10 protein-coding genes are annotated in these 13,120 nt (G+C 70.7%); 6 read left to right on the top strand and 4 right to left on the bottom strand.

Going from position 1 to position 13,120, the window contains the following annotated elements:
- The first annotated feature begins 23 nt into the window (after positions 1–23).
- From K8556_RS04195 to K8556_RS04185, 3 genes are read left to right on the top strand one after another with little or no spacing between them, the layout of a single operon-like run.
- A complete protein-coding gene (locus tag K8556_RS04195) occupies positions 24–2,261 on the top strand; it encodes a glycosyltransferase family 4 protein (protein WP_223738823.1) in 2,238 nt (745 codons plus the stop codon).
- Entirely contained in the window at positions 2,258–3,067 is an 810-nt protein-coding gene (locus tag K8556_RS04190; protein WP_223738698.1) for a hypothetical protein, read from the top strand. The genes K8556_RS04195 and K8556_RS04190 overlap by 4 nt, the downstream gene beginning before the upstream one ends.
- A 42-nt stretch (positions 3,068–3,109) precedes the next feature.
- Positions 3,110–3,919 (top strand): hypothetical protein, encoded by an 810-nt coding sequence (locus K8556_RS04185; protein WP_223738697.1) that lies wholly within the window; start codon positions 3,110–3,112, stop codon positions 3,917–3,919.
- A 9-nt stretch (positions 3,920–3,928) separates the two neighbouring features.
- On the opposite strand, the gene K8556_RS04180 is transcribed toward K8556_RS04185, so the two are convergent.
- The gene (locus K8556_RS04180; RefSeq protein ID WP_223738696.1) at positions 3,929–5,809 is read right to left on the bottom strand and encodes a hypothetical protein; all 1,881 of its coding nucleotides are present in this window, start codon (positions 5,807–5,809) and stop codon (positions 3,929–3,931) included.
- A gap of 29 nt (positions 5,810–5,838) precedes the next feature.
- Positions 5,839–6,774, bottom strand: coding sequence for a class I SAM-dependent methyltransferase (locus K8556_RS04175; protein WP_223738695.1), 936 nt, complete (start codon positions 6,772–6,774; stop codon positions 5,839–5,841).
- A 137-nt stretch (positions 6,775–6,911) separates the two neighbouring features.
- On the opposite strand from K8556_RS04175, the gene K8556_RS04170 reads away from it, so the two are divergent.
- Positions 6,912–10,700, top strand: a complete 3,789-nt coding sequence (locus tag K8556_RS04170) for an FAD-dependent oxidoreductase (protein ID WP_223738694.1) — start codon at positions 6,912–6,914, stop codon at positions 10,698–10,700.
- On the opposite strand, the gene K8556_RS04165 is transcribed toward K8556_RS04170, so the two are convergent.
- Positions 10,701–11,381, bottom strand: a complete 681-nt coding sequence (locus K8556_RS04165; protein ID WP_223738693.1) for a hypothetical protein — start codon at positions 11,379–11,381, stop codon at positions 10,701–10,703.
- Between the two features lie 184 nt (positions 11,382–11,565).
- Here K8556_RS04165 and K8556_RS04160 point away from each other — a divergent pair, with 184 nt between their 5' ends.
- Positions 11,566–12,108 carry a histidine phosphatase family protein gene (locus tag K8556_RS04160; protein WP_014395059.1) on the top strand — a complete coding sequence of 181 codons (543 nt, stop codon included), beginning with the start codon at positions 11,566–11,568 and terminating at the stop codon, positions 12,106–12,108.
- 17 nt (positions 12,109–12,125) lie between these two features.
- The gene (cyaY, locus tag K8556_RS04155) at positions 12,126–12,458 is read left to right on the top strand and encodes an iron donor protein CyaY (RefSeq protein WP_223738692.1); all 333 of its coding nucleotides are present in this window, start codon (positions 12,126–12,128) and stop codon (positions 12,456–12,458) included.
- A gap of 60 nt (positions 12,459–12,518) precedes the next feature.
- On the opposite strand, the gene frr is transcribed toward cyaY, so the two are convergent.
- Positions 12,519–13,073, bottom strand: coding sequence for a ribosome recycling factor (frr, locus tag K8556_RS04150; protein ID WP_223738691.1), 555 nt, complete (start codon positions 13,071–13,073; stop codon positions 12,519–12,521).
- Positions 13,074–13,120: the final 47 nt, after the last annotated feature.

Raw genomic sequence — 13,120 nt, 5'->3', positions numbered from 1 at the left:
CCGTGTGCTACACACGGCCCTCCATGGCGGTCCATCAGTTGATCCCAAGCTTCGGCCCCGGCGACGCCTCCGGTCAGGCCGCGCTCCATCTGCAACTCCTGCTGCGCCGCATGGGGCACGTGGGGGACATCTACGCGGAAGAGGTCGCCGGAGGGCTGCAGGGCCTGGCCCGCCACGTCTTCACGCTGAAGCCGAAGCCGGACGACCTGGTGCTGTACCACCACGGCATCGCGTCCCCGCTGAGCGGGCGGCTGATGCACATGGACTGCAAGCGCGGCGTGGTGTTCCACAACATCAGCCCCGCGCGCTTCTACCGGGACACCCCGCTGGAGCACGCGCTGGTGGCCGGCCGCGCGCAGGTGGCCGCGATGGCGCCCTTCCTGGACGTGTCCATCGGGGACTCGGACTACAACAGCGCGGAGCTGCGCGTCGCGGGCCACCGCAACGTGCACACCGTGCAGCTCTTCATCGAGAAGGAGCGCTTCGCGGCGTCCGTGGCGGACGCGGCGAAGCTCGCGGAGCTCTCCGGGCCCGGCCCCACCCTGGTGTCGGTGAGCCGGGTGATGCCGCACAAGCGCTTCGAGGACCTGCTCGCGCTGCACCGGGAGCTCCTGCGCATCCGTCCCCAGGCGCGCCTGCTGATGGTCGGCGGCTACGAGCCGGGCAGCCGCTACTTCAAGATGCTCCAGCGCGAGCTGAAGGACCTGAGCGGGGTGCACTTCCTGGGGCGCCTGTCGCATCCGGAGCTGGTGGCCGTGTACCGCTCCGCGTCCGTGTTCGTCTCCATGAGCGAGCACGAGGGCTTCAGCGTGCCCATCATCGAAGCCATGGCCTCCGAGGTGCCGGTGCTCGCGTACGCGGCGGCGGCGGTGCCGGAGACGCTGGGCGGCGCGGGCATCGCGTTCGACCAGAAGCGCTACGCGTTCCTCGCGGAGCTGGCGGTGGACCTGAGCGAGGACAAGGCCTTGCGCAAGGCGGTGCTCGACGGTCAGGCGCGCCGGCTCCAGCACTTCTCCCCCACCGCCGCGCAGGTGTCGCTGACGCGCGCGCTGGAGGGCGTGGTGGCGCCGCCGCCCCGTCCGCGCAAGGCCCCGGCGAAGCGTCCGCGCGTGGCGCTGGTGGTGCAGCGCTATGGCGAGGTGACGGGCGGCGCGGAGGCGCACGCCGCGCAGGTGGCGGAGCACCTGGCGCCGCACTGGGACATCACGGTGGTGACGACCTGCGCGAAGAACCACCTGACGTGGGAGAACACCTTCCCGCCCGGCGAGGACCGCGTGGGCCGCACGAAGGTGCTGCGCTTCCCGGTGACGCGCACGCGCAACATCCACGCGTTCAACGACCTGTCGCGCCACGTGTTCGGGCACGGCAACGAGCGGCTGCGGGAAGAGCAGTGGGTGGCCGAGCAGGGCCCGCTGAGCCCCGGGCTGATGGAGCACCTGGGCACCACGCAGGACGCGTACGACGGCTACCTGTTCTTCACGTACCTCTACGCGCCCACGGCGTGGGGGCTGCCGCTGGTGGCGGACCGCGCGATGCTGGTGCCCACCGCGCACGACGAGCCGCCCATCCGCTTCGGCGTCTACGCGGACGTGTTCAACCGCCCCCGGGTGCTGATGTGCAACACGCCGGAGGAGGTCGCGATGCTCGGGCGCTTCCACCCGAACCATGCGCGGGCGCGCGTGGTGGGCGTGGGCGTGGACGCGCTGCCGGCGGTGCCCGACCGCTTCCGGGCGAAGTACGGCGTGCACGGCCGCTACCTGCTCTACGTGGGCCGGCTGGAGCCGGGCAAGGGCGTGCCGGACCTGCTGAAGTTCCACCGCCAGCTTCGGGCGAGCTACCAGGACGCGCCGGAGCTGGTGCTCGCGGGCGAGGCGCACATGGACGTGAGCGGCGAGGGCGTGCGGCACGTGGGGCGCATCTCCGAGCAGGACAAGCACGACGCGCTGGCGGGAGCGCTGGCGGTGGTGGTGCCGTCGAAGTTCGAGAGCCTGTCGCTGCTGACGCTGGAGGCGTTCGCGCAGGGCACGCCGGTGCTGGTGAACGGGCACTCGGAGGTCCTGGTGGGACAGGTGGAGCGCAGCGGCGCGGGCCGGGTGTACCGGGGGCTGGCGTCGTTCGTCGAAGGGCTGCGCGAGGTGGGCGAGGCCCGGGACGCGATGGGCCAGCGGGCCCGCATCTACGCGCAACGGCACACGTGGCCCCAGGTGGTCGCGGCGTACCGGGAAGAGATGGCGCGCATCGTGGAGGAGACACACCGATGAAGCTGCTCGGACGGGACATTCCCACGGGGGCCCTGGTGGCCCGCATTGAAGAGCGGCTGCGCGTGCGCGGGCTGCCCACGTCGGAGCCGGCGGAGGTGCCGGAGGACGGCGTGGAGCCGCGCGTGGATCCGCTGACGTTCAACATGCACGCGCTGGAGGAGAACGCGGACACGACGCGGGCCCTGCCGCTGCACACGCACCGCGCCGGCATGGGGCAGGCGGTGCTGCTGGCCAAGTGGGCCTTCCGCAAGACGTGCCAGGTGTTGATCAACGAGACCCTGGGCCGGCAGCGCGTGTTCAACGGGCTGGTGCGGGACTCCTACGCCCAGCTCTCCGCGGAGGTCCTCCGGCTGCGCAAGGAGGTGGACACGCTGAGGGCCCAGGCCGCGAAGGCCCAGCCGCCGGAGGCCCCCAGACCGCCGAAGCCGCCGCCCCCGGCCATCAGCCAAGGCCGGCCCGCGCCCCGGCCGCCTCCCGCGAAGGAGGCGGAAGGCCCCGCGCCCAGGGAGCGGCCCCTGCCCGCCATCGAGTACGGCCGCCCGCCGAAGCCGCCGCATGCCGGGCAGGCCCATCCGCCGAAGCCCGCGCACGAGGAGCACGCCCGCCCGCCGAAGCCGACGCATGCCGGGCAGGCCCGTCCGCCAAAGCCCGCGCACGAGGAGCACGCCCGCCCGCCGAAGCCCTCCCGGCCCAAGAAGGCGCGGACCGCGAAGGCCCCGCGCGAGCAGACGCCCCGCCCGGAAGGCACGACTCCCCCTGCCTCCCCTGCCGCGCGCGCGAAGCGCGGAGGACCGAAGAAGCGCTAGCATCGCGGGCGGTGCGGTCACGCACCGCGAGGGGGAACCGCCATGCGTTCGTGCATTCTCGTCCTGGGCCTGCTGGCCTTCACCGGAGCATTCCAAGCCGAAGCCGCGGGCAAGCCCGTCGCGCTCATCTGGAAGGGCTCCAAGGACAAGGCCGAGGCCGAAGCCCAGGGGGACAACTGGGACGGCCTCGCCGGGCTGCTCGAGAAGACGGGCCTCTCCCTCGCGGAGGGCCATCCCAAGCTCGTCGAGAGCAAGACCGTCCCGGGCCTCAAGCCCGGCTTCTGGGTCTGGCTCCTGGGCACGTGCCCGTCCGACGACGCGTCCCCTGTCCTCGAACACCTCAAGCTGCTCGCCCCGGGCACCTACTCCCGGCCCGTGAAGCTCGCCGCGAAGAAGCTCGCCTGTCCCAAGCCGTCAGCCACCCCGCCGCGGGCCCGGGACGAGGTCCTCAAGCTCGCCTCGGGTGAGACCCTGCGCGTGTTCACCCAGGAGGAGACCGAGTCCCCCGACGAAGAGGGACGCGGAGAATCCATCTCCCGGACCCGCTTCCACTTCGTCCTCTTCGGCAAGGGCGGCGAGGTCCTCGCCACGGAGGACGCCGAGGGCGACCTGGACGTCAGCGGAAACAACCCGGGCGCGGGCCCCATCTCCTATCGCTGCACGGGCGCGAGCCTCGAAATGGAGCCGGACGACGGCAAGGTGGTCCTCACCCGCCACTGCGCCGCCAACGCCTCCGCCGAGTGCGGCGCCATGCTGTCCGCCGACGAGAGCGTCACCGTCACCGTGAGCGACAGCGCCGTGTCCGCGAGCCCCGTGGAGCGCACGGACGTCCAGTACGCCGAATGCGGGTGAGCGCCGCCCTCAGGGGAAGCGGTACACGGTGACGTAGCCGTCCTGGTGCACCATCTGGCCGCCCAGCTCGTCCGTGATGAACTGGTGGCGGATGGGGTGGAAGAAGTGCGTCACGTACCACTTGAAGTGGTGCTCCTTCAGGTAGCGCCGCATCTCCTCGCGCTCCTCCGGCGTGACGGTGCCGAACGCGCTGCGCATCCCTTCCGCCGCGCGGATGAGCCGCGAGTCCACCATCGCCGCCTCCCGCACCGGCAGCCGGGACAGCCGGGCGTAGGACACCGGCTTGCCGTGGAACATCTGCTCCCACTGCCCCTGCACGTTGTCCGTCAGCACCGCCGCGGGCATGGGGGTGTCGCGGATCTCGTTGAACACCGGCGGCAACCGGGGAATGGGGGGCATCTGCATCTGGAGGCCCCGGTACTCCACGTTCGGCACCAGCGCCACCGCGAGCGCCACCGCCACGCCCAGCCGCGCGTCGCGCCGTGAGGCCCACGCGCCCGCGTGCGCCGCCGCGAACGCCACCAGCACCGACAGCGACAGGAGCGTGAGCAGGATGAAGCGCACCGGCATGCCCCCGCGTGAGAACAGCGGCACCACGTGCTTGAACACCACGTACGGCATCGGAAGCTGGACCTTGAGCGGCACGTTGAACGCCGTCAGCGGCTCCGACAGCGACAGGTAGACGGCCAGCCCCAGCAGCAGCAGCACGTCCCGCCGCCACACCCGCTCCCGCCACGCGGGCACCAGCGCCACCGCGAGCACCGTGACGATGAGCAGCACCACCGGCGACACCCGGTCCTCCAGGCCGATGTTGAGCACCGTGCCCATGGACAGCACCGCGAAGCCCAGCCCCAGCCCCAGCCACCGGCGCCCCTCCGGCACGCCCCGCCACAGCGCGAAGGCGGCCAGCAGCGGCGTCACCCAGCCCAGGAACGTGCCGGTCTCCTCCACGTTGCCCGACATCTTCATGCGCAGGAGGTTCAGGGAGAACTCACGCGCCTGCTCGGGCAGCGCCGTCATCCACGCCGAGCGCGTGTCCGGGATGAAGAACGCGTACAGGTCCGTGAAGTAGTCGGAGTCGCCGTGGTGGATCTGCAGCGGCGCCGGGAACGCATGCAGCATCAGCGGCACCATGGGCGGCACGCACGCGAGCCCCGCGGCCACGCCCGCCACCGCCGCCCGGCGCACGAGCGGATCCCTCCACGTGTCCGGGGACAAGAGCGGCCCCCGCTTCCACCGCTCCGCCACCACCCACAACAGCGAGAAGAGCGCGATGTAGACGAGGTAGTAGTAGTCACACAGCAACACGTACAACGCGCACAGCGCCAGCCCCACCAGCCACTTGCGCTTGCCCTCGTCCAGCCAGCGGAAGAAGCAGAGCAGGTAGAGCGGCAGCCCCTCCAGCGCGGTGAGGTTCAGGTGCGCCGTCCCGTGGGTGAGGTGGTAGCGCGAGAAGTTGAACACGCACGCGCCCGCCAGCGCCGCCGCCGCCGCGAGCCAGGGCCCATGGCCCGCGCGCTCCAGCAGGTAGCGGAACAGCAACCACGACGTGTAGCCCGTCAGCACGAACGAGCCGAACAGCACCACGTTGTACGCCGTCTCCACGGACATGAACGGCAACAGCGCCACGCCCCACAGCGTCTTCGCGGGCGCCAGCGTGTGCCAGTACAGCTCGGCGCCCAGGGGCCAGTGCAGGAGGGGCGCGAAGAAGGGGTTCTGCGGCTGCACCCAGAGGGCCTGCCGCATCCACCACAGGTGCCACATGTTCATGTAGACGTCTTCGCGCCCGCCCATCACGTACCCCTTCATCTGGGACACGAGCGGCCAGGTGTGGAAAGCCGACAGCGCGAAGAACACGAGCAGCACCAGCGGGTGCAGCACCCGCCGCATCAAGGGAGACATAGTCGGGAGGGACGGCCTTAGAGGGGCCGCTCGGCGGCCATCAGCATGTTGTCGCCCAGGTTGAACGGGATGGACCAGCTCGACGGCACGCCCCGCCGCATCAGCTCCAGCACCGGCGCCGCGGGCGTGAAGCTCGCCCCCACCTTCCGCAGCAGGTAGTCCGCGGAGATGATGTGCGTGTACGTCCGGACGTCCGTGACGCGGAAGCCCACCTCCTCCAGCAGCATCGCCAGGGTGCGGCGGCCGAAATAGAAGAGGTGCATGTCCATCAGCCACGGCCACTGCCCGCCCATGAGGCGCGCCAGCAGGCTGCCCGCGTCGATGGTGGACAGGTAGATGCGGCCGCCGGGGCGCACCAGCTTGAGCGCCGCCTTCAGCTCCTCGCGCGGATCCGCGAAGTGCTCCACCACGTCCCACAGCGTCACCACGTCGTACTGCAGCCCCTTCGCCGCCAGCTCCCGCAAGGGGACGCCGTGCACCGTGAAGCCCAGGCTGCGCGCGTTGCCGGCCGCCCAGCGCGACAGCTCCAGCCCCTCCGGGCGGAAGCCCGCCTCGCGCGACACGTCCAGGAAGTAGCCGCAGTAGGCCCCCACATCCAGCAGCGTGCGGTCCCGGGCCGGGCCCAGCTCGCGCAGCACGCGGCGGAAGGTGTGGTAGCGGTTGTCCTTCTCCGCGACGTAGAGCGGATCCTCCACGTCCTGGTACGCCTGCAGCAGCGTGTCCGGGGACTGGAGGGGCCACTGGAACAGCATCCCGCAGTCCTCGCAGCCCCAGATGGGCGGGTGGCTCCGGTGGCCGAAGGACGTGCAGTTGTAGGCCGCCGCCCCCTGGGCCTGGGCGCCGCCGCGCGCCCGGTGACGCAGCCGCAGGCGCCCTCCCTTGCACAGGTAACAGGCATCCGGCACGGGGGCCAGGTGCGGTTCGGAGGTGCGACGGGCGGCGTTGTCCATCATGGCGGCGCACCGTAGCCGCTGGGGCCCACCGCCTCAACACGTCGGGCGGGGCAAGTCCGGCCCATGACGTCCATCGCCCCCGCCAGCCTCCAGGCCCTAAGCTGCCTGCCTCCCAGCCTCCCCCGAAGTCCCATGACATGCGCGCCTTGAACGACCCCGCCTCCGCCCCTGCCCCGGCGCTCCAACTGGGCCTCCCGGGCTTCTGCTTCGAAGACCTCTACCGGCCCAGCGGCCTGCGCCGGCTGGCGGAGCGCTTCGACGCGCGACTCCAGGACGACGCGCCCGACCTGTTCCAGGCGTTCGACGCCTACCGCGGGTCCGGTGGCACCAGCCTCTCCGGTCCGGCGGAGTCCGAGCTGCTCATCCAGGTGGCCCGCCACGTCTCGCGCTTCGTCGCCACGCTCTTCGGCATCACCCCGGAGTCCGAGCGGCTGGCGCGCCACCTGCGCGGCGAGCTGCCCCTCTTCGACTTCAAGCGCGAGTTCATCACCCGCCGCGTCTTCAAGAAGGGCGCGCAGGACCGCCCGACGCTCGCGGAGTTCCCGTCGCTGGACGAGCGCATGCGCCTGCTCATGCGGCTGGGCTTCCCGGACGCGCTCGCGCACGGCGACCTGGAGCGCGGCCTGGCGGAGTCCATCCTCACGCTGCTCGACCTGGAGCGGCTCCACGCCGGCAACCTGCCCCCCGCGCACCAGGAGCGCGCCCCCGCCCTGCGCGAGCGCTGGGCCGCCCTGCGCGCCGCGCTCACCGCCACCCCCGAGGGCCTGGACGCGTTCGGCTCCAGCCTGGTGACGAAGGGCGACGACGCGGCGGAGCTCCAGGCCGTGCGCGCGCTGCTGTCGCTGGCGGACCGGTGGACGTACGCCCGCGCGCTGCACCCGGAGACCAAGGCCCTCTTCCACACCTGGGCCACGCTGCGGCTGCCCAGGCCGCTGGTGTTCGACCAACTGGTGCAGTTGCAGCGCCCGGACGCCCGGATGGAGGAGAAGACGGAGGGGCTGGAGCACCACCTGCGCCACCGCGACGGCTTCAAGCTCACCGACCGCCGGGGCACCCCGCGCGACGTGATGAACGAGGTGGACTACTGCGTCATCTGCCACGAGCGCCAGAAGGACTCGTGCAGCAAGGGCTTCCCCGCGAAGGACCCGGTGGCGGAGGGGCACTCGTTCAAGAAGAACCCGCTGGGCATCCCGCTCACCGGCTGTCCGCTGGACGAGCGCATCTCCGAGGCGCACGCGCTCAAGCGCGAGGGTGACGCCGTGGCCGCGCTGGCCATGGTGACGCTGGACAACCCCATGTGCGCGGGCACCGGCCACCGCATCTGCAACGACTGCATGAAGGCCTGCATCTTCCAGAAGCAGGAGCCGGTGAACATCCCGCTGGCGGAGACGGCCACGCTCACGGACGTGCTGGACCTGCCGTGGGGCTTCGAAATCCACGGCCTGCTCACGCGCTGGAACCCGCTCAACATCCGCCGCCCGTACGCCCTGCCCTACGTGGGCCGCAACGTGCTGGTGGTGGGCCTGGGCCCCGCCGGCTACACGCTGTCCCACTACCTGCTCAATGAAGGGTTCGCCGTCACCGGCGTGGACGGCCTCAAGATTGAGCCGTTCCCGGATGAGCTGGTGGGCCGCAACGGCCACGCGCTCCAGCCCATCCGCGACTGGCGCGAGCTGACGCGCGAGCTGGACGAGCGCGTGCTGGAGGGCTTCGGCGGCGTGTCCGAGTACGGAATCACCGTGCGCTGGGACAAGAACTTCCTCACGCTCATCCACCTGACGCTCGCGCGCCGCGAGGGCATGCGCATCTACGGCGGCATCCGCTTCGGCGGCACGCTGACGGTGGAGGACGCGTGGGCCCTGGGCTTCGACCACGTGGCCATCGCCGCGGGCGCGGGCCGCCCCACCATCATCGGGATGAAGAACAACCTCATCCGGGGCATCCGCAAGGCGTCCGACTTCCTGATGGCGCTGCAGCTCACCGGCGCATTCAAGCGCGACGCGCTGGCGAACCTCCAGGTGCAGTTGCCCGCCATCGTCATCGGCGGCGGGCTCACCGGCATCGACACCGCCACGGAGCTGATGGCGTACTACCCGGTGCAGGTGGAGAAGACGCTGGAGCGCCACGAGAAGCTGGTGGCGGACCTGGGTGAGGACTCCGTCCTCGCGCGCCTGGACGCCGAGGAGCGCGCCACCTACCAGACCTTCCTGGAGCACGGCCGCGCCGTCCGCGCGGAGCGCCAGAGGGCCCGCGCGGAGGGCCGCGCGCCGGACTTCATCCACCTGGTGCGTGCGTGGGGCGGCGTGAGCCTGGTGTACCGCCGGGGCCTCACGGAGTCCCCCGCCTACCGCCTCAACCACGAAGAGGTGTCCAAGGCGCTGGAGGAGGGCATCCGCTTCATCGAACGGATGAGCCCCACGGAGGCGCTGCCGGACGACTCGGGCGCGGTGCGCGCCATCCGCTTCGAGCGCATGGTGACGGTGGACGGCAAGCTCAAGGGAAGCGGCCAGTTCTTCGAGCTGCCCGCGAAGACGGTCTGCGTGGCCGCGGGCACGTCCCCCAACGTCACCTACGAGAAGGAGTACCCGGGCACCTTCCAGCTCGACGAGGCGCGGGAGTACTTCCAGGGCCACGAGCTGGTGGAGGACCCGGGCCCGGAAGCCGGCTTCACGCTCCAGCCGGTGGAGGCCCGGGAGGACCCCGAGGCGAAGGTGGGCTTCTTCACGTCCTACCAGCGCGATGGCCGCTTCGTGTCCTTCTACGGCGACAACCACCCGACCTACGCGGGCAACGTGGTGAAGGCCATGGCCAGCGCGAAGGACGGCCACCCGCAGGTGGCGCGCCTGTTCGCGAAGGAGGTCGAGGGCCTGGACTTCCACGACACGGCCGCGCAGGAGGCGCGCGAGTCGAAGCGCGCCGCCCACTTCGCGACGCTGGACGAGGCCTTCCTGGCCACCGTCGTCGGGGTGAACCGGCTCACGCCGACCATCGTGGAGGTGGTGGTGAAGGCGCCCTTCGCCGCCAGCCACTTCGCCCCCGGCCAGTTCTACCGGCTCCAGAACTACGAGCGGAACGCGCCGCTCGTGGACGGCGTGCGCCTCACCATGGAGGGCCTGGCCCTCACGGGCGCGTGGGTGGACAAGGAGAAGGGGCTGATGGGCACCATCGTGCTGGAGATGGGCTCCTCGTCCCGCCTGTGCGCGGCGCTCAAGCCCGGCGAGCCCGTGGTGCTGATGGGCCCCACGGGCGCGCCCACGGAGATTGGCCAGAACGAGACGGTGGTGCTGGTGGGCGGCGGCCTGGGCAACGCGGTGCTCTTCTCCATCGCGCGCTCACTCAAGGCGGCGGGCTGCCGCGTGGTGTACTTCGCGGGCTACCGGCTGAAGTCGGACTCGTTCAAGCAGGACGAGATTGAGGCCGGCACCGACCAGGTCATCTGGTCCGTGGACTCCGGCGACCTGCTGGACGTGCGCCGGCCCCAGGACGCGGCCTTCCGGGGCAACGTGGTGCAGGCCATGGTGGCCTACGCGGAAGGCAAGCTGGGCGTGACGCCCGTCATCTCCCTGAGCGAGGTGGACCGCATCATCGCCATCGGCTCGGACCGGATGATGCGCGCGGTGGCGGAGGCGCGGCACGGCGTGCTCCAGCCGTTCCTCAAGCCGGGGCACGAGGCCATCGGGTCCATCAACTCCCCCATGCAGTGCATGATGAAGGAGATCTGCGCCCAGTGCCTCCAGCGGCACGTGGACCCCGCCACCGGCAAGGAGACGTGGGTCTTCTCCTGCTACAACCAGGACCAGCGGTTGGACCACGTGGACTTCGTCAACCTCAACCAGCGCCTGCGTGGCAACACGGTGCTGGAGAAGCAGGGCGACGCCTTCCTCGCGCAGTTGTTGAAGAAGGCGCCCGGGCTCAAGCGGGTGTAGCTACCGCCGCACGCCCGCGAAGGCCTTGAGCATGTCCTGGTAGTTCTTCGTCAGGTCGGCCTCGCGGGTCAGCACCACGTCCACGTTGGCGTCGCCGAACTCCCGGCGCGCCTCCGGGAGCTTCTGGAAGGTCTCCACCTGCAGCCGCATGGACTCCACCTGCGGCGCCAGCTCCTTCTGCTGCTCCTCCGGCATGCGGGCCTGGAGCGCCTCCAGCTTCTTGAGCTCCTCCTCGTACTGGAGCGTGCGCCCCATCTGCCGCTGGCTGATGACGGCGGTGACGACCTCCGCGATGCGGTTGACCTCGTCCGTGGACAGCCCCGCCGCCTGGCGCGCGTCGGCCTCCGCCTGCGCCTTGCGCTCGATGAGCTTCAGGCCGCTCCGGGCCTTCTCCATCGCCTGGGGCGTGCCCGCGTCCAACAGCGGCCCCATGTCCTGCAGGCCGCGCATCAGCGACCCGTACACCTCCAGCATCTTGCGCTGGTAGCCGACGTACGCGTCGAGCTTCTCCTTCGTCACGGTGTAGGGGCCGGACGCCGCGTCGTCTCCGGCCTCCCCACCCTCCAGGCGGGCGGCCGTCCCCCTGGCGTCACCCGCCCCCTCCGGGCCCCCTTCCGCCGCGTCCCTGCGACAGGCGGACAGGGCCAGGACGACGGCCAGACACCCCAACAACTTGCGCATGCCACCTCCCGTGAACACCAGTGGGTGGCCAGTGTATGCTCCGGCTGGCCCCCGCGAACGGCGGTTCCCGAACGCCCGCCCTGGGCAGGCTGTTCCGGGCACTGAACATTCGACTCATTACCTTTGACCAACCGGGCCACGGTCATGTACGAACCGCGGTCTTGTCGCGACCGGTGGAGGGACTTTGAGGATTTTCCTGGTAAGGCACGGCGATGCGGACGCGGAGATCCCCGAGGGTCTCGGCGACGAGGCGCGCGCGCTGACCGCGAAGGCCCGTACGAATGTCGCCGCGCATTTCGCGTCGCTGTCGGAGCGCATGGGGCCCATCAGCCTCATCCTCACCAGCCCGCTGGTGCGCACGGTGCAGACGGCGCAGATCCTCTCCAACTCCGTGAAGCATGAAGGCCTCCTGCGCGTGCACCGCTGCCTGCTGCCGGACATGCCGGTGGGCGCGGTGGAGCCCGTGCTCAAGGAGTACTCCGACGAGAACCTCGTCCTGGTGGGCCACCAGCCCTCCATGGGCGCGCTCGCGGCGCACCTGCTGGGGATGCAGTCCTTCCCCAAGCCGGTGAACCCGGGCACCGTCATCGCCATGGAGTGGCCGGACACGCCCACCAGCACGGAGGACCAGGTGCCCGGCGAGAAGGGGGAGAACCCCCCGGCGCAGCACCTGAAGTTCCTGTTCTACGCCGCCCCCGGCCAGCAGGTCCTCGACGTCATCCAGTGACGTCCGGGAGCGCGGCCATGATGGACGAAGCCCGCTACAACTCCCTCGTGGCCGCCGCGTTCAAGCGCATCCTGGCGGCCGCGGACACCTTCGACCCGGACGTGCTGGAAGCCGAAGCCACCGGCGACAAGGTGACGCTCACGGCCGCGTCCGGCGAGAAGTGCATCATCAACACCCAGCGCGCCGTCTGGCAGATCTGGGTGGCCGGCCAGGGCCAGGGCATCCACTTCAGCCACGACGACGCCACCCGCGCCTGGAAGGACGACAAGGGCAAGGGGCTGGAGCTGTTCGCCTTCGTCTCCGGCGTGGTGAAGCACCTCACCGGCGAAGCGCTCGTCTATCCGGGCTGAAGCAGGCCGCGGGAGGCCCGTGACGTCCGTCACGAGCCTCCTCGCGTGGAGGCGGGTGCCTCAGACCTTCATCACTTCCTGCTCCTTCGCCGCGAGCATCTCGTCCACCTTCTTGATGCCGGCGTCGGTCGCCTTCTGGACCTCCTCCGTGCGGCGCTTGAGGTCGTCCTCGGTGATCTTCTTGTCCTTCTGCTGAGTCTTGAGGGCCTCGTTCGCGTCGCGGCGGATGTTGCGGATGGCGACCTTGGACTCCTCGCCCCGCGCCTTCACCTGCTTCACGATGTCCTTGCGGCGCTCCTCGGTGAGCGGCGGGAACGGCAGGCGGATCATCTCGCCGTCGTTCATCGGGTTGATGCCCAGGTTGGCCTCACGCAGGGCCTTCTCGATGTCCTTCAGGACGCTCTTGTCCCAGGGCTTGATGGTGATGAGGCGGGGCTCCGGCGCGTTGATGCTGGCCACGCCGGCCAGCGGCGTGGGGCTGCCGTACTGGTCCACCTTGATGCCATCCAGGATGGCGGTGGAGGCACGGCCGGTGCGCACCTTGGACAGGTCCTGCTTGAGGGAGTCCAGTGCCTTGTCGATACGGGTCTTCAGTTCCGCGGCGGCGTCAGCCATTGTGAGTCTCCTTCAGAAGTGGTGGGGGTGAGTCGCTGTCCTGCTCG

The organism is Corallococcus sp. AS-1-12, from assembly GCF_020036995.1.
Lineage (GTDB): Bacteria > Myxococcota > Myxococcia > Myxococcales > Myxococcaceae > Corallococcus.
This window is presented reverse-complemented; position numbering and strand designations above follow the sequence as displayed.